Source organism: Halorarum salinum, assembly GCF_013402875.1.
In the GTDB taxonomy this organism is placed as follows: Archaea; Halobacteriota; Halobacteria; order Halobacteriales; family Haloferacaceae; genus Halorarum; species Halorarum salinum.
In genome coordinates, this window is sequence record NZ_CP058579.1 from 3,250,207 (window position 1) to 3,274,130 (window position 23,924).

At 71.5% G+C, this 23,924-nt stretch carries 25 protein-coding genes; 12 read left to right on the forward strand and 13 right to left on the reverse strand.

The window, feature by feature from the left end:
- Nucleotides 1-33 precede the first annotated feature (33 nt).
- Nucleotides 34-1,521, reverse strand: a complete 1,488-nt coding sequence (gene dnaG / locus HUG12_RS16410) for a DNA primase DnaG (RefSeq protein WP_179269813.1) — start codon at nt 1,519-1,521, stop codon at nt 34-36.
- Nucleotides 1,522-1,821: 300 nt separating this feature from the next.
- On the opposite strand from dnaG, the gene HUG12_RS16415 reads away from it, so the two are divergent.
- Nucleotides 1,822-2,634: a YqcI/YcgG family protein gene (locus HUG12_RS16415; RefSeq protein WP_179269814.1), complete on the forward strand. Its 813-nt coding sequence runs from the start codon at nt 1,822-1,824 to the stop codon at nt 2,632-2,634.
- Nucleotides 2,631-3,236 (forward strand): cysteine hydrolase family protein, encoded by a 606-nt coding sequence (locus HUG12_RS16420; RefSeq protein ID WP_179269815.1) that lies wholly within the window; start codon nt 2,631-2,633, stop codon nt 3,234-3,236. The genes HUG12_RS16415 and HUG12_RS16420 overlap by 4 nt, the downstream gene beginning before the upstream one ends.
- A 233-nt stretch (nt 3,237-3,469) precedes the next feature.
- On the opposite strand, the gene HUG12_RS16425 is transcribed toward HUG12_RS16420, so the two are convergent.
- A complete protein-coding gene (locus HUG12_RS16425) occupies nt 3,470-3,841 on the reverse strand; it encodes a hypothetical protein (RefSeq protein ID WP_179269816.1) in 372 nt (123 codons plus the stop codon).
- Between the two features lie 203 nt (nt 3,842-4,044).
- Here HUG12_RS16425 and pyk point away from each other — a divergent pair, with 203 nt between their 5' ends.
- The 5 genes from pyk to HUG12_RS16450 all read left to right on the forward strand — a co-directional run bounded on the left by pyk (nt 4,045) and on the right by HUG12_RS16450 (nt 8,628).
- Nucleotides 4,045-5,805: a pyruvate kinase gene (gene pyk, locus HUG12_RS16430; protein WP_179270671.1), complete on the forward strand. Its 1,761-nt coding sequence runs from the start codon at nt 4,045-4,047 to the stop codon at nt 5,803-5,805.
- Between the two features lie 52 nt (nt 5,806-5,857).
- On the forward strand, nt 5,858-6,034 hold the full coding sequence (locus tag HUG12_RS16435) for a DUF7312 domain-containing protein (RefSeq protein ID WP_179269817.1): 177 nt from the start codon (nt 5,858-5,860) through the stop codon (nt 6,032-6,034).
- A gap of 23 nt (nt 6,035-6,057) precedes the next feature.
- The gene (locus HUG12_RS16440) at nt 6,058-6,672 is read left to right on the forward strand and encodes an NfeD family protein (protein ID WP_179269818.1); all 615 of its coding nucleotides are present in this window, start codon (nt 6,058-6,060) and stop codon (nt 6,670-6,672) included.
- Between the two features lie 122 nt (nt 6,673-6,794).
- Entirely contained in the window at nt 6,795-7,931 is a 1,137-nt protein-coding gene (locus tag HUG12_RS16445) for an SPFH domain-containing protein (RefSeq protein ID WP_179269819.1), read from the forward strand.
- A gap of 88 nt (nt 7,932-8,019) precedes the next feature.
- Complete coding sequence (locus tag HUG12_RS16450; RefSeq protein ID WP_179269820.1) at nt 8,020-8,628, forward strand: winged helix-turn-helix transcriptional regulator; 609 nt, start codon at nt 8,020-8,022, stop codon at nt 8,626-8,628.
- Nucleotides 8,629-8,732: 104 nt separating this feature from the next.
- On the opposite strand, the gene HUG12_RS16455 is transcribed toward HUG12_RS16450, so the two are convergent.
- Nucleotides 8,733-8,993 (reverse strand): DUF7123 family protein, encoded by a 261-nt coding sequence (locus HUG12_RS16455; protein ID WP_179269821.1) that lies wholly within the window; start codon nt 8,991-8,993, stop codon nt 8,733-8,735.
- A 224-nt stretch (nt 8,994-9,217) separates the two neighbouring features.
- Between HUG12_RS16455 and HUG12_RS16460 the strand changes: the two genes are divergently transcribed.
- Complete coding sequence (locus tag HUG12_RS16460; RefSeq protein WP_179269822.1) at nt 9,218-11,125, forward strand: flippase-like domain-containing protein; 1,908 nt, start codon at nt 9,218-9,220, stop codon at nt 11,123-11,125.
- 63 nt (nt 11,126-11,188) lie between these two features.
- Here HUG12_RS16460 and HUG12_RS16465 read toward each other — a convergent pair whose 3' ends face one another.
- The 3 genes from HUG12_RS16465 to HUG12_RS16475 all read right to left on the reverse strand — a co-directional run bounded on the left by HUG12_RS16465 (nt 11,189) and on the right by HUG12_RS16475 (nt 13,080).
- Nucleotides 11,189-11,608, reverse strand: a complete 420-nt coding sequence (locus HUG12_RS16465) for a hypothetical protein (protein WP_246308072.1) — start codon at nt 11,606-11,608, stop codon at nt 11,189-11,191.
- A gap of 80 nt (nt 11,609-11,688) precedes the next feature.
- Nucleotides 11,689-12,213 (reverse strand): inosine/xanthosine triphosphatase, encoded by a 525-nt coding sequence (yjjX, locus tag HUG12_RS16470; RefSeq protein ID WP_179269823.1) that lies wholly within the window; start codon nt 12,211-12,213, stop codon nt 11,689-11,691.
- 120 nt (nt 12,214-12,333) lie between these two features.
- Entirely contained in the window at nt 12,334-13,080 is a 747-nt protein-coding gene (locus tag HUG12_RS16475) for a cobalamin-binding protein (RefSeq protein WP_179269824.1), read from the reverse strand.
- A 177-nt stretch (nt 13,081-13,257) separates the two neighbouring features.
- Between HUG12_RS16475 and HUG12_RS16480 the strand changes: the two genes are divergently transcribed.
- Both HUG12_RS16480 and HUG12_RS16485 read left to right on the forward strand, forming a co-directional pair.
- Nucleotides 13,258-14,226, forward strand: coding sequence for a transcription initiation factor IIB (locus tag HUG12_RS16480; protein ID WP_179269825.1), 969 nt, complete (start codon nt 13,258-13,260; stop codon nt 14,224-14,226).
- A gap of 90 nt (nt 14,227-14,316) precedes the next feature.
- Entirely contained in the window at nt 14,317-15,006 is a 690-nt protein-coding gene (locus HUG12_RS16485; protein ID WP_179269826.1) for a type I 3-dehydroquinate dehydratase, read from the forward strand.
- A gap of 78 nt (nt 15,007-15,084) precedes the next feature.
- Here the strand turns inward: HUG12_RS16485 and HUG12_RS16490 are convergent, their stop codons facing one another.
- The gene (locus HUG12_RS16490; protein WP_179269827.1) at nt 15,085-16,272 is read right to left on the reverse strand and encodes a 3-dehydroquinate synthase II; all 1,188 of its coding nucleotides are present in this window, start codon (nt 16,270-16,272) and stop codon (nt 15,085-15,087) included.
- Between the two features lie 968 nt (nt 16,273-17,240).
- Between HUG12_RS16490 and HUG12_RS16495 the strand changes: the two genes are divergently transcribed.
- On the forward strand, nt 17,241-17,900 hold the full coding sequence (locus HUG12_RS16495; RefSeq protein WP_179269828.1) for an HAD family hydrolase: 660 nt from the start codon (nt 17,241-17,243) through the stop codon (nt 17,898-17,900).
- Nucleotides 17,901-17,976: 76 nt separating this feature from the next.
- Here the strand turns inward: HUG12_RS16495 and HUG12_RS16500 are convergent, their stop codons facing one another.
- From HUG12_RS16500 to trpC, 4 genes are read right to left on the reverse strand one after another with little or no spacing between them, the layout of a single operon-like run.
- Complete coding sequence (locus HUG12_RS16500) at nt 17,977-18,762, reverse strand: 2-amino-3,7-dideoxy-D-threo-hept-6-ulosonate synthase (RefSeq protein ID WP_179269829.1); 786 nt, start codon at nt 18,760-18,762, stop codon at nt 17,977-17,979.
- Nucleotides 18,763-18,811: 49 nt separating this feature from the next.
- On the reverse strand, nt 18,812-19,654 hold the full coding sequence (gene trpA / locus HUG12_RS16505) for a tryptophan synthase subunit alpha (protein WP_179269830.1): 843 nt from the start codon (nt 19,652-19,654) through the stop codon (nt 18,812-18,814).
- The gene (gene trpB / locus HUG12_RS16510) at nt 19,651-20,931 is read right to left on the reverse strand and encodes a tryptophan synthase subunit beta (protein WP_179269831.1); all 1,281 of its coding nucleotides are present in this window, start codon (nt 20,929-20,931) and stop codon (nt 19,651-19,653) included. The genes trpA and trpB overlap by 4 nt, the downstream gene beginning before the upstream one ends.
- Nucleotides 20,928-21,722 carry an indole-3-glycerol phosphate synthase gene (gene trpC, locus HUG12_RS16515; RefSeq protein WP_179269832.1) on the reverse strand — a complete coding sequence of 265 codons (795 nt, stop codon included), beginning with the start codon at nt 21,720-21,722 and terminating at the stop codon, nt 20,928-20,930. The genes trpB and trpC overlap by 4 nt, the downstream gene beginning before the upstream one ends.
- A gap of 134 nt (nt 21,723-21,856) precedes the next feature.
- Between trpC and HUG12_RS16520 the strand changes: the two genes are divergently transcribed.
- Nucleotides 21,857-22,339 (forward strand): MGMT family protein, encoded by a 483-nt coding sequence (locus HUG12_RS16520; RefSeq protein WP_179269833.1) that lies wholly within the window; start codon nt 21,857-21,859, stop codon nt 22,337-22,339.
- A gap of 48 nt (nt 22,340-22,387) precedes the next feature.
- Here the strand turns inward: HUG12_RS16520 and HUG12_RS16525 are convergent, their stop codons facing one another.
- Entirely contained in the window at nt 22,388-22,801 is a 414-nt protein-coding gene (locus HUG12_RS16525) for a rhodanese-like domain-containing protein (protein ID WP_179269834.1), read from the reverse strand.
- A 197-nt stretch (nt 22,802-22,998) separates the two neighbouring features.
- Nucleotides 22,999-23,919 carry a CPBP family intramembrane glutamic endopeptidase gene (locus HUG12_RS16530; RefSeq protein ID WP_179269835.1) on the reverse strand — a complete coding sequence of 307 codons (921 nt, stop codon included), beginning with the start codon at nt 23,917-23,919 and terminating at the stop codon, nt 22,999-23,001.
- Between the last annotated feature and the right edge of the window lie 5 nt (nt 23,920-23,924).

The window sequence follows — 23,924 nt, forward strand, 5'->3', positions numbered from 1 at the left end:
GGACGGCAGAACGGGGCGGCGAACCTCGCCGAACTACACGCCGAGCGCGTCGGCGGTGAGCACCCGCACGGCGGTCGGACGCTTCACGAACTCGCCCTCGGTCTCCGCGACGACGTGCTGGACGCCGCGCTGGGCGGCGACGTCGAGCACCCGCTGGGAGAGTTCGCCGTCGACGACGAGCGCGAACGGCCGTTCCTCGGCGCTCGAGACGGCGTCGAAGGCGTCGGCCGCGGGGACCTCGGCGAGGACGGCGAGGTCCCCGTCGAGCAGGCGCGCGTGGTTCGTGCCGGCCGCGATGAGTTCGGCCGCGTGATCGCGGAGCGTCGCCGGGGCCGCGTCCGTCCGGTCGCCCCCCTCTCCCGTGTCGTCGGACGCCTCCGGATCCGATCGCGCCGCCCCGATCCGTGCGCCGTCGAACTCGGTCTCGTCGGCGGATTCGTCGTCTAACCCGGCTTCGTCTACGGTCTCGTCGGCGGATTCGTCATCTAACCCGGCTTCGTCTACGGCCTCGTCGTCGGGTTCCGCGTCGTCGGCCGGCTGAGGGGGGGCCTCGGGCGTTTCGGGGGTCCCCGGGCCCGACGGCTCGCCGTCCGTCTCCGGCGCCGGGCGGGCGCTCCCGTCGGTCGCGGCGACAGACCCGGCGTCGGCGTCCGGCCCGGTCGTCGCCCCGGGGTCGGGCGACGCGCGGGACCCCGATCGTCCCTCTACGGGGTCGTCCAGTTCGATCGAGTCGAACGGCACCTTCTCGCGGAGCGCCGCCATCACCTCGTGGCGAGCGAGGTCCTCGACGGACCGGCCCTCGGGGGCGAACGCGACGTGGTCCACGTTCCCGACCTGCGCCAGTTCGCGGAGGATGAGTTCGCCGCCACGGTCGCCGTCGAGGAACGTCGTGACCGTGCGCTCGGCCGAGAGGTTCGCCACCGCGTCGGGGACGTTCGTCCCCTCGACGGCGACGGCGTTCTTCACGCCGTACTTCAGGAGCGTGAGCACGTCGGCGCGCCCCTCGACGACGACGACCGCGTCCGAGGAGCCGACCCGCGGGCCGGCCGGCAGCCCCTCGAACTCGTCGATGCGCTCGACGCGCTGGGCCTCCCGGACCTCCTCTAAGATCTCCGTCGAGTCCATGACGGAGTCGTCGAACGAGTCCGCGAGCAGTTCCTTCGCCCGCTCGACGACCTCGCGGCGCTTGGCGGCGCGCATGTCCTCGATGTCGGTGACCTCGACGCGGGCCTCGCAGGGGCCGACGCGGGTGATCGACTCGAGGCTCGCCGCGAGGATGGAGGTCTCGACCTTGTCGAGGCTCGACGAGATGGTTATCTGACCGAAGCTCTGCCCGTTCTCCGAGCCGACGTGGACGTCGATGCGGCCGACCTTCGAGGACTGCTGGAGGTCCCGGAGGTCCAGCTCGTCGCCGAGCAGGCCCTCTGTCTGGCCGAAGACCGCGCCCACGACGTCGCTGCGTTCGACGACGCCGTCGGCCGTGATCCGCGCGTGGATGAGGTATTTCGATGGGTCGTTCATGTGAGTGCCCTCCTCGGGCGGTGATGGTGATGTGACGGCGGCGCAGCCGACCGTCTCATATATATAAGTTTCCACCGTGCAAATACCTGTCGTACCGCCGCTCCGGCCGTCCCGTGCGTCGTCCGCCGACGGCCCGCCGAGGCGTCTACTCGGAGGTTTTTCCGTTGATCGAAGGGTGATCAACTCCCCACGTGCGGTAGTGTTACCCGATCCCCCTGGGAAGTCGCGAGTTGATCGTACGTACGGTCAGTTATATTGCCGGGACGAAAGACACAACGTGGCCCGGCCGGACCGGGGCGTATGAACGAACCGGGGTTCGGGTCGCTGCTGGACCACGAGACGATGACCGAGCGCGTCGCCGCCGGTGAGGGACCCGGGTGGGTTCGTCGCCACTTCGAGAGCTTCACCGACGGGCTGACGGGCGAGCGAAACGGGTCGCCGTTCCCCTGTCACTTCGGGACGAACGCCGCCCGGCGCGGCGACCTGCTGTTCTCCGCCGTCCCGTCGCTGACCGACCCGGCGGCGCTGTTCGACCTCCGGGACGCCCTCCTCGAGTACCTCGACGTCTACGGGGACCACGCCGACCTCGCGCCGCTGGTCGCCTTCTTCGCGCCGCCCGCGGGGTCGTTCACGGAGGCCGACTGGCACGAGGCGCTCTGGCACGTCCTCCAGTTTCTCCACGTCAACGATCCGGAGCCGTGGCCCGGGGACGTTCCGACGACCCCGGACGACGAGCGCTGGGAGTTCTGCTTCGGCGGCGAGCCGATGTTCCCCACCTCCCGCGCGCCGTTCTACGAGGACCGTGCGAGTCGCTACTCCCCCGTGGGCCTGGAGATAACGTTCCAGCCGCGCTCGCTGTTCGACGGGCTGACCCACGACACCGAGGCGGGCCGTCGCGCCCGCGAGGTCATCCAGGGCCGTCTCGCCGAGTACGACGGCGTCTGCCCCCACGCGGACCTCGGCGACTGGGGCGTCGAGGGCGACCGCGAGTGGCGCCAGTACCTCTTCTCGGCCGACGAGGCGCAGTTCCCCGACGAGTGCCCGCTGACGGTGACGCCCGAGGTGACCGCGATGGACGACCCGCGGGCGGCGACGGACGGAGGTCGGCCGTGACCGCCCCCGCGGACGCCGGCGACGACGACGGGGACCTCGACGACGCCCGACTTCCGGCGCTCCTGCTCGTCGACTTCCAGGCAGGCTTCGACGACCCGGGATGGGGCGAGCGCAACAACCCCGGCGCCGAGGCGAACGCCCGGCGACTGCTCGACGCGTGGCGCGGGCGAGGCGGCCCCGTCTTCCACGTCCGGCACGACTCGACGGAGCCGGACTCGCCGCTCCGCCGCGACCGCGAGGGGTTCGCGTTCGACCCCGACCTCGCGCCCGCTGCCGACGAACCGACGTTCGTCAAACGGGTCAACTCGGCGTTCGTCGGGACTGATCTGGAAGCGCAGCTCCGCGCGGGGGACCACGGGGAACTCGTCGTCGTCGGCCTCACGACCGACCACTGCGTGTCGACGACGACCCGGATGGCGGAGAACCTCGGCTTCGAGCCGACGGTCGTCTCCGACGCCACCGCCACGCACGAACGTGGACTCGACGGGGAGACGTTCGACGCCGACACGGTCCACCGGACCGCGCTCGCCCACCTCGCCGGGGAGTTCGCCGAGGTCGCCACGGCCGACGAGGTGCTCGCCCGCCTTCCCGGGGGGACGTAGTCCGGTCTCCGGCGACGACGGGCGGCCTGCTTACCCGCGGCGAACGACCGGGCGACACCCGGGTTCGGGACCAGCGTGTCCGACTGCGACGCCTGGCCGGCCATCCGGAGGGCAGGACTTTCACGGGCGGAACGTCACCGGTGGTAGCCCGTACGTGTGGGTGGGATGAACAGGTCTCACGGCTGAGTGTTCCGTCGGGTTCGGTCGGGTTCGGGATGAGCGGTGTGGATCGACTATCCCGAGTCGCGTACACTGTAGAGTATCCCCCCTGCGAGCGACGCGGCGATGAAACAGCCGATGCCGTAGACGATCGCGACTGCGAAGAACGGTCCGAGGCCCTGCACCAACGGTTCCGGATTTCCGGAGGCGAGCGCGGGACGTACCCCTTCGCCGAGGCCGAAGACGACGGCGAACACGAGCGCGGCGACGACACCCGCCTCCGCGCCGTGCAGTATCGCCCCCGCGAGATCGGAACTCGTGGCTCCAACGACCGCACCCGCCACTCCCCCGCCGAGTGCCCACCCGGACGGGCCGATCCACGGTTCCGCCACGATACCGACCGCCGATCCGACGATCGCACCCGTGAGGACGTCCCTCCGAAACATATCAACGGTTAGATTTGAAACTTCGCTCACTAAAAAATCACCGCCCGACGAGGAACCCGTACCTGCCGGTTCGCACGTCCACCCGTGAACCGTTCCGCTTTCGGGGGTAGCCGGGGACTCCCGGTCGTTCGGAATTTCACTCGATCCCGACTCCCATCGTCGCACCTTTATCAATCGTCCGGCAATACAGTCGGAACATGAGCATGCGCCGCGCCAAGATCGTCTGCACCCTCGGGCCGGCCTCCGACGATCCGGAGACGGTCCGGGCGCTCTCGGACGCCGGGATGTCCGTCGCGCGCCTGAACGCCAGCCACGGCACCACCGAGGACCGGGGCGAACTCATCGACACCGTGCGTGCGGTCGACGACGCCACCGCCGACCCGCTCGCCGCGATGCTCGACCTCCAGGGGCCCGAGGTCCGCACCGCCGAACTCGACGAGCCGATCCGCCTCGAGACCGGCGCCGAGGTCCGGTTCGTCGAGGGCGACGACGCGACGCCCGAGGAGGTCGGCATCAGCTACTCCATCGCCGCGGTCGAGGCCGGCGACACCGTGCTCCTCGACGACGGACGCATCGAGACGACCGTCGAGCGCGTGACCGACGACGGCGCCGTCCTCGCGCGGGTCGACTCCGGCGGGCGACTCGGCTCCCGGAAGGGCGTGAACGTGCCGGGCGTGGAACTCGGACTGGACACCATCACGGCGGGGGACGAGGCGGAGCTCGACCTCGCCGCGGAGGCGGAGGTGGACTTCGTCGCCGCCTCGTTCGTCCGCGACGCCGAGGACGTGTACGCCGTCCGCGACGCGCTGGACGAGCGGGGCGGAAACGACGTCCCCATCGTCTCCAAGATCGAGCGGGCCGGGGCGGTCGAGAACCTCGAGGGCATCATCGAGGCGTCCTACGGCGTGATGGTCGCGCGCGGCGACCTCGGCGTCGAGTGCCCGCTCGAGGAGGTCCCGATGATCCAAAAGCGCATCATCCGCCGGTGCGTGAACACCGGCACGCCCGTCATCACCGCCACGGAGATGCTCGACTCGATGGTCCGCTCCCGCCGGCCCACCCGTGCGGAGGCCTCCGACGTGGCGAACGCCGTGCTCGACGGCACCGACGCGGTGATGCTCTCGGGGGAGACCGCGATCGGCGACCACCCCGTTCGGGTCGTCGAGACGATGGACCGCATCGTCCGGCAGGTCGAGACGAGCGGCGAGTACGACGAGACGGTCGAGGAGCGCGTCCCCGTGGCGGACGAGGACTCCCGGACCGAGGCGCTCGCGCGGTCGGCCCGCTATCTCGCCCGCGACACCGACGCCGCGAGCGTCGTGGCCGCCTCGGAGTCGGGCTACACCGCCCGGAAGGCCGCGAAGTTCCGGCCCGGCGTCCCCGTCGTCGCGGCGACCCCCAGCGACCGGGTCCGCCGTCAGCTTGCGCTCTCGTGGGGCGTCCAGCCGATGTACGCCGACTACTCTCCTGGGATGGACTCGGTCATGGACTCGGCGGTGTCGGCGGCCCTGGAGGCGGACGTCGCGGAGTCGGGCGACACGCTCGTCGTGCTCTCGGGGATGATGACCGAGATGGAGGGGACGGACACGACGAACACGCTGAAGCTCCACGTCGCCGCCGAGACGGTCGCGGCGGGCCGAACCGTCGTGAGCGGGCTGGTCGCCGGCCCCGTCCACCGGGTCCGCGACGGCGACCTCTCGGAGGTGCCGGAGGGGGCGCTCGCGCACCTCCCGGCGGACTTCGGCGACGAGTTCACCGGCGACACGGGGAAGCTCGCCGGCATCGTCGACGCCCGGCCGGGGATGACCGGTTACCCGGCCCTCGTGGCCCGCGAGCACGGGATCCCGATGGTGTCGGGTGCGCCCCTCCCGCCGGAGGTGACCGACGGCACGACGGTGACGCTCGACGCCGAGCGCGGCGTCGTCTACGAGGGCGACATCATCTCGCCCGCCAGGAGGCGGTAGGCTCCCCGCCGACCCCGCCATCCCTTTATCGTTCCGTCACGAACCGGTGATCATGGAAGACGACCCCGACGGCGAGTGGCGCTTCGAACTCGACGAAGTCGACGAGAACGGCATCGTCCAGCCGGAGGCGGAACCCGTCGAACCCGAGTCGGTCGAACTGGAGAACGCACTGTTCGTCGCCGTCGGCGCCTTCGGGACGCTGCTCGTCGTCCTCTCGGCCACGCTTTAGTTCCCCCCGCCCAACACCCGGTTATGCCACTGCAGACGGACCTGCTCGGCCCGGAGACGCTTCCGCTGCTGCTGGTCGCATCCGGGCTGATCATCTCCATCATGGAGGCGCTCGCGCCCGGCGCGCACCTCATCGTCGTCGGGATCGCCCTGCTGGCCGCGGGGCTGGTCGGCCTCCTCCTCGGTCCGCTCGCGGCGCCGCTCGCGAGTCCGTTCGTGCTCGGCCTGCTCGTCATGCTGTTCGGCGCCGTCGCCTTCTACGGCTACCGCGAACTCGACGTCTACGGCGGCAAGGGCCAGCAACAGACGTCCGATTCGGCGTCGTTACGCGGGTCGACTGGCCGCGTGACCGAACGGGTGTCGCCGACCGCCGGGGAGATCAAACTCGACGGCGGCGGCTTCAACCCCTACTACTCGGCGCGCTCGGTGAGCGGCGAGATCGACGAGGGGACCGAGGTGATGGTCGTCGACCCCGGCGGCGGCAACGTGGTCACCGTCGAGTCGCTCGAGGCCGGTCCCGACGACATCGACCGCGAACTGGCGCGGGCCCGCGAGCGGAACGGCGCCGAGGTCGAGGAGGACGACCGGTCGCCGGCCGACGCGGGCGCCGACCGGGAACGCGAGACCGAGCGGGAGTGACGCGAACCGACGGGGGAGTAACCCGAGCCGAACGAGAGTAACCCGAACCCAACGGCCGAACGCGTGACCGAGCGGGGATGGCCGGGCCGAACGTTTAAGCCCCGTGCGAAGAAGGCCCCCACATGGCCCCGCTCCCACTACAGTTCGCCGGGCTGACCGTCACGGTCGTCGGGCTGTTGTTCCTGCTCGTCGTCGTCGCGGCGGTGTACTCGGCCATCGTCATCGTCGACGCGTACGAGAAACAGGCCCTCACCGTGTTCGGCGAGTACCGAAAGCTGCTCGAACCGGGCATCAACGTCGTCCCGCCGTTCGTCTCGCGGACGTACACCTTCGACATGCGGACCCAGACGCTGGACGTCCCCCGTCAGGAGGCGATCACCCGGGACAACTCGCCGGTGACCGCGGACGCGGTCGTCTACATCAAGGTGATGGACGCCAAGAAGGCGTTCCTCGAGGTCGAGGACTACAAGACCGCCGTCTCCAACCTCGCCCAGACGACCCTCCGCGCGGTGCTCGGCGACATGGAACTGGACGACACGCTGAACAAGCGCCAGGAGATCAACGCGCGCATCCGGAAGGAGCTCGACGAGCCCACCGACGAGTGGGGGATCCGCGTCGAGAGCGTGGAGGTCCGCGAGGTCAACCCCTCGAAGGACGTCCAGCAGGCGATGGAGCAGCAGACCTCCGCCGAGCGCCGCCGCCGCGCCATGATCCTGGAGGCGCAGGGGGAGCGGCGCTCCGCCGTCGAGTCAGCCGAGGGTGAAAAGCAGTCGAACATCATCCGCGCGCAGGGCGAAAAGCAGAGCCAGATCCTCGAGGCGCAGGGCGACGCCATCTCGACCGTGCTGCGGGCCAAATCGGCCGAGTCGATGGGCGAGCGCGCCATCATCGACAAGGGGATGGAGGCGCTCGTCGACATCGGCCAGGGCGAGTCCACGACGTTCGTGCTCCCGCAGGAGCTCACCTCGCTCGTCGGCCGCTACGGCAAACAGCTGACCGGCTCGGACATACAGGAGAACGAGGGGCTCGACTCGATGGAGTTCGACGAGGAGACCCGCGAGATGCTGGGGCTCGACGACATCGAGGAGATCCTCGGACAGATCGACGAGGCCGCCGAGATGGACACCGAGGCGCTCGAACAGGAGGCCGAGGCCGTGAAGTCCGGCGACATCTCCGGGGACATCAAGTCCGCCGACGAGATCATCTCGGGCGCCGACGGCGAGGACGTGGAGACGGACGCGGAGGCGGAGACCGAGTAGCGACCCGTTTGGACCGGTCGCGACCGGCTACTGACCACGCCGCCGCGGCGACGACACGCTTTTGCGGTCACCGTCACTACGTAGTTCCGTGACACGCGAGGTCGACCCGGACAAGCGGGCCACGCTCCGCCGCTTCGCCGCCCTCGGGGCGGCGACCCCGCTGGTGGCGAGCGCGCCGACCGCCGCCGAGGAGGACACCTCGGCGGTCCGGGACGCCATCCGCGGCTACCTCGCGACGACGCCCGGCGCGCACTTCTCGAAGCTCCGCGACGACCTCCAGCTCGGCACCGGCGAGACCCAGCACCACCTCCGCAGGCTCGAGTCCGAGGGGGAGGTGACCTCCATCAAGGACGGCGACTACCGTCGCTACTTCCCCGCGGAGCGCTTCTCGACGTTCGAGATGGTCGCGCTCGGCTACCTCCGGCGGACCACGCCGCGGGGGATGCTCGTCGAACTCCTCCGCGACCCGTCGACCACCGGCGCCGACGTGGCCCGGACGCTCGACGTCTCCCGGGCGACGGTGTCGAACTACGCCGGCGAACTGGAGGCGGCCGGCCTGCTCGACCGCTCGGACGGCTACGCGGTCGCTGACCCGGAGACGGTCATCGCGCTGCTGGTGCGGTACGCGGACTCCTTCGGTCCCGACGCGGCCGCCTTCGCCGACGATGCGGCCCGGTACATCAGCTACGACGGCTGAACCGGACGGAGAAACCGGACGCGGAGGAACAGTCGGACGAGCGGGGCGGCCGGTAGGGGGGGATCGACGTGCCGGTCCCGTTCCGGGGACGCCGACCGCCCGATTTACGCCGTGACCATCCACGTCGTCCCGGAGCTGTACCCCCACTTCTCCACGTCGAGGTCGAACCCGCCCTCGCAGATCGCGGGCATGTTCGCCCCGACCTCCTTCGCGCTCATCCCGAGGTCCTCGGCGATGAGCCGCGACTTGAAGTACGTCTGCGTGGACGCGTGTTCGCGGAGGTAGCCGAGGATCCGGAGCTGCTTTTCGGTCAGGTCGGTCGCCGCCGGGGACGCCGTCGCGCCGTTCGTACCGGTCGCGCTCATACCACTACCGTGGTCGCGGACGGCTATAGTGGATTTGGTACGTCGGCTTAACACGGCGCCCTCTCGTGGTTTCGTCCCCTGTCGACCCCGAGGCGAGACCCGCGAGCGGCGACCCCGGTACGGTCGTCAAACGTCACCTTACCCGCTCGGGCGCCTCGGATGGCGTCGCCTTACTCCGATCCCCCGTCAGAAGGTTCTTAGCCGGTCGAAGGGTAATCCCTGTAATGAGCCGCTCCGGCGGTGACCATGCAGGTACGGGCGATTCGTCCCCTCCGGTCGACTCGAGCTCCGTCGAGGTGAGCGTCGTCCTCCCCGCCTACAACGAGGAGGGGACCATCGAGGAGACCGTCCACACGACCGTCCGGACGCTCGAGGCGTTCCTCCCGTCTAACGCCTTCGAGGTGATCGTCGCCGAGGACGGCTGTTCGGATCGGACCCCGGAGATCGCCGATCGGCTGGCCGCCGAGGACGGCCGCGTCCGCCACATCCACAGCGACCGGCGGCTGGGGCGGGGGGGTGCACTCGAGTTCGCCTTCGAGCGGGCGGCGGGCGACGCGCTCGTCTACTTCGACACCGACCTCGCCACGGACATGCGCCACCTCGAGGAGCTCGTCGAGACGGTTCGCTCCGGCGAGGCCGACGTCGCGACCGGCTCGCGGTGGATGCCCGGTCGGACGGCGGACCGACCGCCCGAGCGCGGCATCCCCTCGCGGGGGTTCAACCTGCTCGTGCGGACGGTGCTCCGGTCGGACCTGCGCGACCACCAGTGCGGGTTCAAGGCGCTCTCGCGGGGGGCGTTCGACCGCCTGAAGGACGACGTCGAGGACGAACACTGGTTCTGGGACACGGAACTGCTCGTGCGGGCCCAGCGGGAAGGGCTCCGGGTCGCGGAGTTCCCCGTCGACTGGGAGCCGAAGGGCGACTCGAAGGTCGACCTCGTGCGTGACGTGTTCGGCATGGGGAGCCAGATCCTCCGGCTCTGGTGGCAGCTCTCGGTGACCCCGCGGATCACCCGCCGCCGGACGGTCGGTGCGGGCGCCCTGCTCACGGTCGTCGCGCTCGCGCTGATGACGCTGTATCTCGACCCCCGGCAGGTGTTCGACGCGTTCCGGGGGGCGGACGCCGGACTCGTCGCCGCCGCGGCGGTCGTGTACGCGCTCTCGTGGCCGCTCCGCGGGCTCAGGTACCGGGACATCCTCTCGGAGCTGGGCTACCGCGAGAAGCTCGGGTTCCTGACCGGCGCGGTGTTCATCAGCCAGACGGGGAACCTCGTGTTCCCGGCGCGGGCGGGCGACGCCGTCCGGGCGTACGTCGTGAAGGCCCGGCGGGGGATCCCGTACCCGACGGGGTTCGCCTCGCTGGCCGCCGAGCGCGTGTTCGACCTGCTCACCATCACGGTGATGGCCGGCGCGGTGCTCGCGGGCCTGCTCGCCACGGGGAGCACTGGCGACCTCGCTGCCGCGGTCTCGGGGAACGTCTCGGGTGACGTGGTGACCGCCGGCGCGATCCAGACGGCCGTCCGCGTCGCCGCGGGCGTCGGCCTGGCCGCCGCGGCGGGGCTGCTCGTCATCGTCGCGTCCGCCAGGACCGAGCGGAACCACGTCCGGGCGGTCGTCGGGCGGTTCTCCTCGGACTCGTACGTCGACTACGTGGCCGGCGTCGTCGAGGAGTTCGTCGCAGGCGTCCAGACGGTCGCGGGCCGGCGGGGGTCGTTCCTGCGGGTCGGCTCGGAGTCGGTGATCATCTGGACGCTGGACGTCGTCACCGCGCTGCTCGTGCTCGCGGCGTTCCCCGAGGCCGTCGGGTCGATGAGCACGGTTCAGCTGGTCGCGGTGGGCTTTTTCGCCGTCTCGGTCGGGAACCTCGCGAAGGTACTCCCGCTCTCGCCCGGCGGCATCGGGCTGTACGAGGCGGCGTTCACGGCGTTCGTGGTCGCGCTCGGCGGCGTGGCCGCGCCGGTCGCCTTCGCGGCGAGCGTGCTCGACCACGCGGTCAAGAACGCGGTCACGATCGTTGGCGGCGTCGGCTCGATGCTGGGGCTGAACGTCTCGCTCACGGCCGCTGTCGACGAGACCGAGGACGTGGACCCCGACCCGGACTCGGACGTCGACGTCGAGCCGACCGACGACTGACCGGCGTCCGCCCCGACCTGCCGGAGCGGTCCGATGCCGCTCGGTCGTCAGCGCCGATGCCGCTCAGTCGTCCGCGAGCGGCATGGCGCCGGCGGCGTGTCCGCTCCCGTCCGCCCCGCCGACGGCGGAGACGTACGCCATCAGCAGCATGCTGACGACGAGACACAGCCCCCAGAGGAACGCCGTCGGCATGAGGGCGGTCACGCCGGCGCCCTCGCCGATCCAGATGGTCAGCGGCAGGAACCACTGCCCGACGACGAACAGCCCGGAGACGGCCGCCCGCAACCGCCCGACGACGCCGAGCGCCGGAACGGCGAACCCGAGCACGACGGCGAGGATGGAGAGCACGCCCAGGTGGGCGTGTCCGCCGACCATCCACGGCGGGGCAGCCTGCCCGGAGGCAAGCAGGAAGTTCTGATACAGTCCGACGGTCATCATCGTCGCCAGTCCGAGGAACCCGGACGTCTTGAGAACACGCGTCATCGTCGGTCGCATCGTGATAGCGGGAAACAATAACTGTTCGTTAATTTATTCACGGGCGACAAGTGTGAAACCGGTCGGGGTCAGTAGAGCGGGCTGACGAACGGCCCGAGCGCGCCGGCGACGGCGGTGCGCAGGGCGTCGGTCCGGTCGACCCGCCCGCCCGTGAGCGCCCCCGCGGCGCCCCGTCGTTCGGCGACGTTCTCCTCGCCGAGCACGTCGTCCATCACCGGGCCGAGCTCCTCGCCGTCCCGGACGCGGGCGGCGACGTCTGCGGGGAGCGCGAGGCTCGGCCCGGCGCCGTGGCCGCGACGGTCCCCGTCGGTCACGACCGCCCACATGACGAGCGCGAGGCCGCCGTCCGCTCCGCCGGCGACGCCGCCCTCGATGCCGACGCCGAGGTCGTACCCCTCGGCGAGGGTCGCCTCCGCGCGGTTCTCGGCCCCCCGTCGCGTCTCCCCGTGCCCCGAGGGCTGTTCGGGGACGCCCGACGGGACCGGACACGGCTCGACGGCCGCGTCCGCCCCGAACTCGTCGGTTCCGCCCGACAGCGCGCGCCTCGTCGCCTCCACCTTGACGGGGTTCCCCGACCCGACGCCGACTCTCATCGGGTTCGTGGTTCGGGTCGGGGTACGTCGATGTTGCGATTCCGGGCGGGTTCCGGAGCGGCGGGGCTCGCGGTAGCCACGACCGTTCCGCCCCGGCGGCGTCGGGTCCAGTAGCCGTCGTCAGCCCGGATCGACGCCGTGCAGCCGCCGGGCCAGCGCCTCGACGCCGTCCACGAGGCGGGGACTCGGCTGGTTGAGGAGGGAGTCGTCGAGGACGTGGACCGCGGCGTCGAGGTTCCACCCTCGCTCGTCGAGAACCCCGGGGTCCGACCGTTCGCCGTGCCCGCAGACGTGGAGGACGGCGTGGTCCGGGTCGGCGGCCGGCACCTCGCCGGGGTCGACCTCCCGCGATCTGTCCCCGGGGTCGACGAACGGGTAGCGGCCGCCGGCGGCCCGGACCGCGTCGGGCACCCAGTTGCCCGCGGCCATCGGCGGGTCGGACCACTCCTCGCAGTAGACGACCGGCCGGTCGCGGCCGGCCACCGCCTCGCGAACGCGCTCGACGCGTGCCCGACACCGCTCCGCGAGTCGCGCCCCCTCGTCCGGCCTGCCGACCGCCTCGCCGACGGCCGCGATCGAGTCGAACACGTCCGGGAGCGTCGCCGGTTCGCGGTGGTGGACGTCGAGTCCGCGGTCCCGCAGGTCGTCGCGGAGCTCCCGCTGGAGGGCGTCGCTCGTCAGGACGACGTCCGGATCCCGCTCGACGAGCGCGTCCGTATCGACGTTCAGCCAGCCGCCCACCACCGGGGCGTCATCGTACTCGCAGTGGGCCGTCACGCCGACGAGCGTCCCCGCGGCGTCCATCGCCCGCAACGCGGCGGTCGCGCTCGGGGCGAGCGAAACGACGCGGGTCCGCCGCGCGCACATACCTGAGGGTAACGTTACCGGTTCAAAAACCTCACGTTCGTTGATACCAAACACGGAGACGGCGCGGTCGAGCGTCCGGCCGATACCGTTTGATTTAAAAGTCCTTCGCCCGTCTATTGTATACAGAATTAGCCCGGGGCATTTTTCAGAGGCCATCCGGGGAGCATTCGCTAACGAATGAGTGAGAAAGCACACGCCCGACGACAGCCAACCGAACAGGAGACCGCCGAACGGGAGACGACCGACGAGACGCTATCGTGCCCCGAGTGCGACGGCAACGTCATCCAGGACGAGGAGCACGGCGAGACGGTCTGCGAGGAGTGCGGTCTCGTCATCGAGGAGGACTCCGTCGACCGCGGGCCCGAGTGGCGCGCGTTCGACGCCGCCGAGAAGGACAAGAAGAGCCGCGTCGGCGCCCCGACGACGAACACGATGCACGACAAGGGGCTCTCGACGAACATCGACTGGCGCGACCAGGACGCGTACGGCCGGTCGCTCGGTTCCCGCCAGCGCCAGAAGATGCGACGGCTCCGGAAGTGGAACGAGCGGTTCCGGACGCGGGACTCGAAGGAGCGGAACCTGAAGCAGGCGCTCGGCGAGATCGACCGCATGGCCAGCGCGCTCGGCCTCCCGAAGAGCGTCCGCGAGACCGCCTCAGTCATCTACCGCCGCGCGCTCGAGGAGGACCTGCTGCCCGGTCGCTCCATCGAGGGCGTCGCCACCTCCTGCACGTACGCGGCCGCCCGGATGGCCGGCGTTCCGCGCTCGCTCGACGAGATCTCGGAGGTCTCCCGCGTCGAGAAGGACGAGGTCGCCCGGACGTACCGCTACGTCGTCCGCGAACTGAAGCTCGAGGTGAAACCCGCCGACCCGGAGCAGTACGTCCCCCGGTTCGCCTCCGCGCTGGAGCTCTCGGACGAGTCCGAGCGACGCGCGAAACAGCTGCTGAAGAACGCCAAGGAGAAGGGCGTCCACTCGGGCAAGTCGCCCGTGGGGCTCGCGGCGGCCGCCGTCTACGCCGCGGCGCTTCTCACCAACGAGAAGACGACCCAGGCGGCCGTCTCCGAGGTCGCGGACATCTCCGAGGTCACCATCCGCAACCGGTACCACGAACTGCTCGAGGCCGAGGAAGGCCTCGTCGCCTGAACCGGAGCGGCATCAGGGCGATCGAACCGCGGAACCGGTTCGACACGGGGCCCGGGAAACCGTTTTGCGTCGTGGGGGTGTGACCCCGGTATGAACTTCGACTCCTTCCGGCTCGCGGCCGCCACCGCCGACCTCTCCGAGGAGCCGACGGCACGCGAGCACGCCGACCTCGTGGAGTTTCGGATGGACCTGGCCGACGAGCCGCTGGACGCGCTCGCGGGCTACGACGGCGACCTCCCGCTGCTCGTCACGAATCGGACGACGTGGGAGGGCGGCGAGGCGCCGCCGTACGGGCGGCTCGACGCGCTCGCGGGGGCGATCGAACACGACGCGGTCGCGGCCGTCGACGTGGAACTGGCGACGCTCCGGGGCCGCCCGACGGGGACGAACGACGCGACGGTCGCGGACCTGGTGGAGGCCGCGCGCGAGCGCGACGTGACCGTGGTCGCGTCCGTCCACGACTTCGACGGGACGCCCGACCCGCGGACGCTCGACGCGCTCCTCTCGGCCGCGGCCGCCGCCGGCGACGTGGGAAAGCTCGCGACGACGGCCGGGGGGCGGGGTGACGCGCTCGCGCTCCTCGCCGCCACCCATCGGGCCGCGGAACGCGGGGCGCCCGTGGCGACGATGGCGATGGGCGAGGCGGGCCGCCACACGCGCGCCGTGGCGCCGGTGTACGGCTCACGGATCGGGTACGCGCCGGTCCGACCCGAGGCCGCGACGGCGCCGGGACAGTTCGACCTCGCGACGTTACGGGAACTGGTCGATCGGCTCCGCTGAGGTGGACGCTACGGACGGAGCGTACGGAAAAGCACCGTCGGCGGGACCGGCCGACCATCCACCGCCTACTACCCGTCGTCACTGCTCGATGATGCTCTCCTCGACCTCCTCGCCGAAGTGGCGCGCGACGTCCTCGTAGTAGACGAGCACCTCGTCGCCCTCGGCGAGGTCGGTGACCGCCGTCCGGCCGTCCGCGGTCGCGACCTTCACGGTCTCCGCGTTCTGGATGAGCGTCTCGATCACGTCGACCCCGTCGTCGGTCTCGACCTCCGCCTGCACGCGGAACATCGGGCGCTTCTCGATCTTCACGCGGCCGACGATGGCGTCCCGCGTCCGGCCGTTCGTGTTCACGACCTGCACCTCGTCGCCGCTGCGCAGTTCCGAGAGGTACTTCGTGCCCCCGTCGGGGGTCCGGGCGTAGGCGTGGACCGCGCCGGCGTTGACCCTGAACGGGCGGGAGGCGACGTACGGCGAGTCGGCCGTCTCGGCGTGGACGAAGAACAGCCCCCGGGACATCGAGCCGACGAGCATCCCCTCGTCGTCGCCCATGATGCTCCCGGTGTCGACGCAGACGCGGTCGGCGGAGCCGGTCTGTTCGACGGCGGTGACGGTCGCGTGCCGGAGCTCCAGCGACTCCCGTTCGGCCTCGTCGCGCACCTCGACGGTCCGGCGGATCTCGTCGGGGTCCTCGGTGTCGAGCAGCACCCCCTCGGCGCCGATCTCGAGCGTCTCGAAGGCCGTCCGAGCCTCCTCGGCGGAGGTGACGCCCGCGATGAGGTTCGTCTCCTCGCCGATGCGGGCGATGAGGTTCTCCAGCGGGATGATCTTCCAGTTCTCGCCGACGACGACGACGAACTCGGCGTCGCGGGCGGCCTCCTCGGCGAACGCCTCGTACTCCTCGTCGAAGATGCGGACGTAGGCGCCCTGCGCGCGGTTGTCCGACCGGCGGAGCGTCGTCAGGTCCGCCGACCCGGAGAAGTCGCCCGGGAGGTCGACCGTGCCGTCGCCCTCGCCGTCCTTGCCGACGAGGTAGGCGTCCGCGGTCGCGTCCTCGCCCTCGGCGTCGTCGACGAGGTCGACGTCCGCGTCCGAGCGGAACGCGGCGACGTTCACGGCGCCGAGTTCGCGCACCTTCGAGACGTCGCGCTCGTCGACGAGCACCCAGTCCACCCCGGCCTCGAGCCCCGCGGTGATGCGGTGCTTCCGTCGCTCCCAGTCGCCCACGCCGTCGTCGGCGCGAAGCCAGACGCTCCGCTTTCGTGTCATTGGAGCGTTCCTCTCGGCGGGGGCGCTTCAAGTTGGCGAATGCGCGGTCGACGAGCCGGACGGGAGAATCCCGGCTTCCACGAGGTGGACGATTTCCGCACGGCGACGACCTCGAACGCCCTCGCGCTCTCGAGTCGGGTATCAGGTCGTGCGTCGTGGCGAAGTTCCCGAAAATCCCGCGGCGTTCGACTTCGGTGTCGACCCATATACTGCCGAGCAGTCCCCGAAAGCCCCCGTGGCTCTCGACTCGGTGCGACCGCTGTGCTCCTCGTCGCTCGGCTTCGCCTCGCTCCCGCGGTGCTCGACGGTCCGCGCCTGCGCCGACCGCCGCGGCCCCTTTCGGTCCCACCCGTCACCACCTCACCCTCCCTTACCTCGGAGCGAGCCCCTCGGAAGTCACCCTCGCTCGCGTGACCAACCTCCTGTGCTCCTCGGCCTTCGGCCTGCGGTGCTCGTCCCTCGCACGATCGGCCGCGCTCCGCGCGGCCGCCGCGCGCCACGTGGTTGGCCCGGGACGTACGGTCGACGCGTGCCGGCGGGCAGGGAGGCCCGCCGGATGCGCGCGAGGGATGAGCGAGCCGGAGGCGAGCGAATCGGCCGGGGAGGGCGTGGCTGCGGTGCGGTCGGGCGGGACTGAAAGGGGCCGCGACGTTCACGGGCGCACGCGCCCGTGAATTCGGGAGAGCGTGCTCTCCCGTAACTCGGCGAACCCCGACCCCTCAAGCACCGGAAGGGGCGAACGAGGTGAGCGACTGAGGAGCGCAGAGAGGGTCGCGGGAGCCGAGAGTCGCGGGGGCTTTCGCGACCTGCACCACGACGATCCGACCGGCACACCAACCGGGAGCCACGTCGGCTTTCGACGTCGTCGCCGGTCGAGCGGTCGGAGTCCGACGGTCGTTCGCGCTCGAAGGACGGGACACGTCCCAACCGTAGGCTTAAATTCGACCGCCACCTCCAACAAAACAGACGTGACGGTCCTCTTCGACCTGGACGGGACGCTCTGCGTCCGCGACCAGTCGTTCGACGCCCTCCTGGACGAGGCCTTCGGGTCGGCCGGGGTCGCCCGCTACTGCGACCCGGCCGACCTGGCGAGCGCCGCGGAAGTCATCGACCCCGCCGAGTCCGACGTGGACTTCCACCGGCGCTGCCTCCGCGTCGCCGCCGAGCGCGCCGGCGTGGAGGCACACGCCGACTCGATCGCCCGGGCCTACGACGCCGCGCTCGACCACACCGCGGTCTCGTTCCGCGACGGCGCTGCGGACGCGCTTCGGGCGGCCATCGACTCCGAGCGGCGGGTCGGCCTGGTGACCAACGGCGCCCGCGGGACCCAGCGGACGAAACTCGATGCGCTCGGCATCGCCGACCGCTTCGAGACGCACGTGTACGCCGACCCCGAGATGGGCGTCAAGCCCGACCCGTACCCGTTCGAGCGGGCGCTCGACGGGCTCGAGGCCGACCCCGCGGCGACGACGTACGTCGGCGACTCGCTCCGCGCGGACGTCGCCGGCGCGAACGCCCTCGGAATGGAGACGGTGTGGACGCCCGTCGGCGACTCGACGCGCGACCCCGACGACCCCGAACCCGACCACACGCTCGCGTCGCTCTCGGAACTACCGGGGCTGTTGTAACGGCCGAGCGGTCCCCCGGTCCGAACGGGCTGCGAGAAACGGCCCTCGAACGGCGTGGGTTCGACGCGGACGCCGCCTACAGCCCCGCCGCGCGGAGCGCGCCGTCCACGTCGGCGTCCTCGTGGACGATCGCCGAGACGGCCGCCGCGATGGCCTCGGGGTCCTCGTGCTGGAAGACGGAACGACCCATCGAGACGCCGGCGGCGCCGCCGTCCATCGCGCCGCGGACCATCTCGAGCGTCTGGCGATCCGTCCCCCGGCTCCCGCCGGCGATGACCACGGGCAGGCGCGTCGACTCGACGACGTGCCGGAAGCTGTCGCCGTCGCCCGAGTAGCCCGTCTTCACCACGTCGGCGCCCAGTTCCTCGGCGAGCCTGACCGCGTGACCGAGCGACTCGGGGTCGGCGCCGTCGACGCCGGGCCCGCGGGCGTACGCCATCGCCAGCGTCGGGAGGCCGTAGTCGTCTGCCGTCTCGGACAGCTCCGCGAGGAACTCGATCTGGTCGGGCTCGTGCGTGGAGCCGACGTTGATGTGCATCGAGACGGCGTCTGCGCCCGCGCGGACGGCGCCCTTCACGCTCCCCGTCGGGCGCTTGTCGTTCTCGTCGGGCCCGATGGTGGTCGAGCCGTTCAGGTGGGCGATGAAGCCCGCGCCGTTCGTGTTGTCGTGGACGCGCGGCGCGATGCCGGTCTGCGTGAGGACCGCGTCGGCGCCGCCGCGCGTCACGCCGTCGATGGTCGCCTCGATGTCCTTCAGCCCCGTCACGGCGCCCATCGTGAGCCCGTGGTCCATCGGGACGACGAGGAAGCGGCCCCCCGTCGAGATGCGGTCGAGTCGTGCGTCGAACCCTGCGAACGTCATTTGAGTGTGGTAGTGTCTTCCAAGGGTGCGTAAATGGCTTGCGAACGGCTCATTCGGATGTACGTTCCGGTCGCGGCGCACGTTGCGAGTACCCTCGCTCGGCGCCCGCGTTCAGTTCCCGGGCGAGCGACTCCAGCCTGTCGGCCACGTCCGCGACGGGGTCGTCGTTCCGGTACCCCTCCCCGACGACGTCGACGAGCGCCGAGCCCACGATGACGCCGTCGGCGCCGGCCTCGACCACCGTCGCGGCCTGCTCGCCCGAGGAGATGCCGAACCCGACCGCCTTGGGGAGGTCGACGTCCGACAGTCGGTCGAGCGACGCCGCAGTCCGGTCGGAGACGGACGACTGTGCGCCCGTCACCCCGAGCCGCGCCTGCACGTAGAGGTAGCCCGAGGAGACCGAGACGAGTTTCCCGAGGCGCTCCTCGTCGGTCGTCGGCGCGACGATGGAGACGAGATCGAGCCCGAACTCGTCGCAGGCCGCCCGGAGCGGCCCGGCCTCCTCGGCCGGCAGGTCGGGCACGACGAACCCGGAGAGGCCGACCTCGGCCGCCTTCTCGACGAACGGCCGCGGACCCCGCTCCTCGCCGTACTGGTAGACGAGGTTGTAGTAGGTCATGCAGACGAGCGGCACGTCCACCTCGAGGTCCCCGACGAACTCGAAGAACAGGTCGGGCGTCGTGCCCGCCTCCAGCGAGCGCACGACCGCCTCCTGGATGGTCGGCCCCTCCGCGATGGGCTCCGAGAAGGGGAGCCCGAGTTCGACGACGTCGGCCCCGCCGCGTTCGAGCGCCTCCACGTACGCGAGCGACGACTCGTAGTCCGGATCGCCGACCGCGAGGTAGGGGACGAACGCCGGGCCGTCCGCGAACGCGGTCGAGAGGTCGCTCACAGGCCACCCCCGAACGCGCTCATGTCCGGCGCGTTCGGCGTCCCGCGGGCGTCGGTCTCCTCGACGACCGATTCGAGGTCCTTGTCGCCGCGTCCGGAGACGTTCACGACGACGACCCCGCCGAGGCCCGCGTGGTGCTCGTGGAGGTAGCCGAAGGCGTGGGCCGTCTCCAGCGCGGGGATGATGCCCTCCTCCTGGGAGAGCCGGTGGAACGCCGCGAGCGCCGCGTCGTCGTCGACGGCGACCGGCGTCACCCGGCCCTCGTCGACCAGGTGTGCGAGTTCCGGGCCGACCCCGGCGTAGTCGAGCCCCGAGGAGATCGAGTGCGACTCGACGATCTGGCCGTGGCCGTCCTGCAGGAGTTTGGTCCGCGAGCCGTGGAGGACGCCCTCCGACCCGGTCGTGAGCGACGCCGAGTTCGGCGCGACGCCCGTCCTCTCGTCCACCTCGAGCGAGGAGCCGCCGGCCTCGACGGCGTACAGGTCCACGTCCTCGTCGGGCACGAAGCGGTGGAACGCCCCCATCGTGTTCGAGCCGCCGCCCGCGCAGGCGAGGACGGCGTCCGGGAGCCTCCCGGCCCCCTCCCGGATCTGCTCGCGCGCCTCCTCGGAGATGACCGCCTGGAAGTCGCGCACCATCCGCGGGAACGGGTGGGGACCGACGACGGAGCCGATGACGTAGTGGGTGTCCTCGACGTTGCTCGCCCAGTCGCGCATCGTCTCCGAGATGGCCTCCTTCAGCGTCCCGCGGCCCGTCGTGACCGGAGTCACCGCGGCGCCGTTTATCCTCATCCGGAAGACGTTCGGACGCTGGCGGTTGATGTCGCGCTCGCCCATGTACACCTCGCAGGGCATCCCGAGGTGTGCCGCGGCCATCGCGGTCGCGGTGCCGTGCTGGCCCGCGCCGGTCTCCGCGACGATCCGCTCCTTGCCCATGTACTTCGCGAGGAGCACCTGGCCGAGCGCGTTGTTCAGCTTGTGGGCACCGCCGTGGACGAGGTCCTCGCGCTTGAGGTACACCTCGGTGCCGTAGCGCTCCGAGAGCCGGTCCGCGCGCTGGAGCGGGGTCGGCCGGCCGCCGAACTCCGCGAGGCGCCGCCGGAACTCGTCGACGAACCCGTCCTCGTTGCCGAGGACGTACCGCTCGTAGGCGTCCGTCAGCTCCTCGATCGCCGGCATCAGCGCCTCCGGGACGTACCGGCCGCCGTACTCGCCGAACTTCCCGTCGCCGGCGTCGGTTCGGTCCTCCACTCCCTTCGCCGCGTCGCCCTCGCTCATGGCTCCACCTCCGTCTCCGCGCGGGTAAAGCGTCGCGTGTTGGCCCGAACGTCGCCGTCGCTCGCGCCCTCGGCGTCCATGATCGCGGAGCCGACGAGCAGGCCGTCCGCGCCGGCCTCGCGCATCCGCCGTGCGTCCGCCGCGGTCGTGATGCCCGACTCCGCGACGAGGGTCACGTCCCCGGGGATCGCCGGCGCCACCCGCTCGAACGTCGAGAGGTCGACCTCCAGTTTCGCCAGGTCGCGGTTGTTCACGCCGACGATCCGGGCGCCCGCGTCGATCGCCGCCTCCAGTTCGTCGGCGTCGTGTACCTCCACGAGCGGCTGGAAGCCGCGTTCGCGCGCGGCCTCGACGAGGTCCGGGAGGTCCTCGCCCAGGAACCGCGCGATGAGGAGGACCAGGTCCGCCTCGACCGCGTCGAGGTGTCCCTCGGAGAGCAGGAAGTCCTTGCGCAGGACCGGGACGTCCACCGCGTCCCGGACCCGTTCGAGCGTCCCGACGCTCCCGCCGAAGTGTTCGGGTTCGGTCAGCACCGACAGCGCGGCCGCCCCGCCCTCGACCATCCGCCCGGCGAGTTCGACCGGGTCGTCGAGCCGCTCGCCGTCGGTCGTCGGGCTCGTCGGCTTCACCTCGGCGATCACCGGCACCCGGCCGTCGGCCTCGGCGGCGGCGAACGCGTCGGGCAGCGACCGCGCGTCGACGTCCGCCCGCCCGGTTCCCCCCGGGCGCTCGGCGGCGGCCGCGAGGATGGAGCGGACGGCGGGCGCCAGTTCCCCCGTTTCGGTGTTCATCTATGTACAGCGATGTCCTCTTTCGTACATAAGAGTTGCGTCGGCACGGCTGTCTCCCCTCCCGCGCGGTTCGGAATCGACGACGGTGCCGTCCCCTCCCGAGGTTTGAAGCCGACGCCGGGCGACCCCTCCGTATGAACGACGCGGGCGGCGCGGGCGGCGCGGGGGAAACGGGCGTGTACGCGCGCGTTTCGGACCGCCTCGGCCGAGCGGTCGAACTGGGCGTTGCGGCGGGCCGGGTGCTCTCGCTGTCGTTCCCCGAGGAGCTCCCCGACGACGCGGAACCGGACCACCCGCTCCTCGACCGGCTGTTCGCCTACCTCGACGGCGAGGAGGACGACTTCTCGGACGTGACCCTCGCCATCACCGTCCCGACCGAGCAGCGGAACGTGCTCGACGCGCTCCGGAACGTGCCCTACGGCGACGCGGTGACGCTCGACCTCGTCGTCCGGATGACCTCCGGGCTGGACCACGAGGACGAGGACGACGTCGCGACCGCGCGCGAGGCGCTCCGGGCGAACCCGGTCCCGGTGTTCGTCCCGGACCACCGCGTGACCGACGCCGAGGGCGCGACGCCGCCGGACGTGGCCGAGGCGTTGCGGCGAATCGAGTCCTGACCGGCCGACGGGCCGGCCGTCACGACGGAGTCACCGGCCCCGAGCGACCTACGAGTAGTCCTTCTGTTCGACGTCGGCCGTCTCGTAGCCGGCCTCCTTCCACGCGGTGAGCCCGCCCTGGACGTGGGCGACGTCTTCGAACCCCATCTCGGTGAGCACCTTCGCGGCGAGCGCCGACCGGCCGCTCTCGTTGCAGTAGCAGACGAACCGCCGGTCCGTCTCGAAGTAGTCGCGGTGGTACTCCGTCTCCGGATCGGCCCAGAACTCCAGCATTCCGCGCGGCGCGTGGGTGTCGTCGGGAACGGCGCCCTCGAGCCAGCGCTCCCGGACGTCGCGCACGTCGAGGAAGACCGTCGACCCGTCCGCGGCCCACTCGTCGTGCGCCTCCTCGACGGGGAGCGCCTCGATCTCCTCCTCGGCCTCGGCCGCCATGTCCCACGCGCGTTTGCGAACGCCTGTCATGGAGGAACGAGGGGAAGCGCCGGCCAAATAGCTACCGCCCGGCGGGAACCGTGGGCCGCCGGCTCGCTGCGCTCCTCACTCCGGTCGCCCGCTTCGTTCGCTCCCTCGGCTGCGGTGCTCGCATCGCCGGGCGTTCCCGATAGCCGCCGCGCGACCCGACAGCCGTGGGGGTTCCGTGGTGCTGCCGGTCGCGGAGACTACCGGACTCGCGACGGCGACGGTCGACGTTCCCGCCCGTCGCCGAACCCCTCGTGGACCACGAACTCCAGCGCGTTCACGAGGTAGTGGGCGACCGCGACGACGAGGAAGCTCCCGGTGACGACGAACGCGGCGCCGAGCAACAGCCCCAGCGCGCCCGTCACGAGCATCCCCGCCCGGCCCTGCGCGCCGTGGCCGAGCGCGAACGCGACCGACGAGCCGACGACGAGGGGCCACGGGGGGAGGGCGAACCCCGCCGCGAACGCGCCGACCAGGACCGAACGGAAGAGGAACTCCTCGAACAGCGCGACGAGCGGGAGCACGGCGCCGAGCAACAGCGCCCACCCGGCGGGCGAGTCGGGCGCGAGCAGCGCCCTGAGTTCCTCCCCGCCGTCGACGCCGAACCGGGCGCCCGCCCGTCCCGCGAGTTCGTTGGCGACCCAGAGCGTCAGTCCCAGCGCGACGCCGAGGCCGAGCAGTTCGGGCGTGAACGCCGGGGCGAGCCCCAGCGGTGCGAGGGGAATCTCGGCCCACCACGTCGCGAGCGCGAGCAGCGTGCCGAACAGGCCCTGCGAGAGCGCGACGTTCCCCAGGAGCGCCGACGTCGGGAGGTCCGAGACGTCGGCCCGGGGAGGGACGGCGTCCGCGAGGTCCCGTCCGTCGGCCGCGTCGTCGACGCTCCCGGCGCCGTCGACGCCCCAGTTCCACTCGTCCGGGGAGAGGTCCGCGTCGAGGGGAGTCGCCCCCGCGGTCGCCTCCGGACCCGCGTCGGCTCCGGGGGCGTCCTCGTCCGCGACCCGGCCGGTTGCGTCGCCGGAGGCGGCGCTCCCGGTCACGTGTGCGGTCGACAGTCGCGCGAGAACGAGCAGCAGCGTCAGGACGACGCCCACGACCCCCGCGAACGCCGTCCAGTCGGGCACCGGTT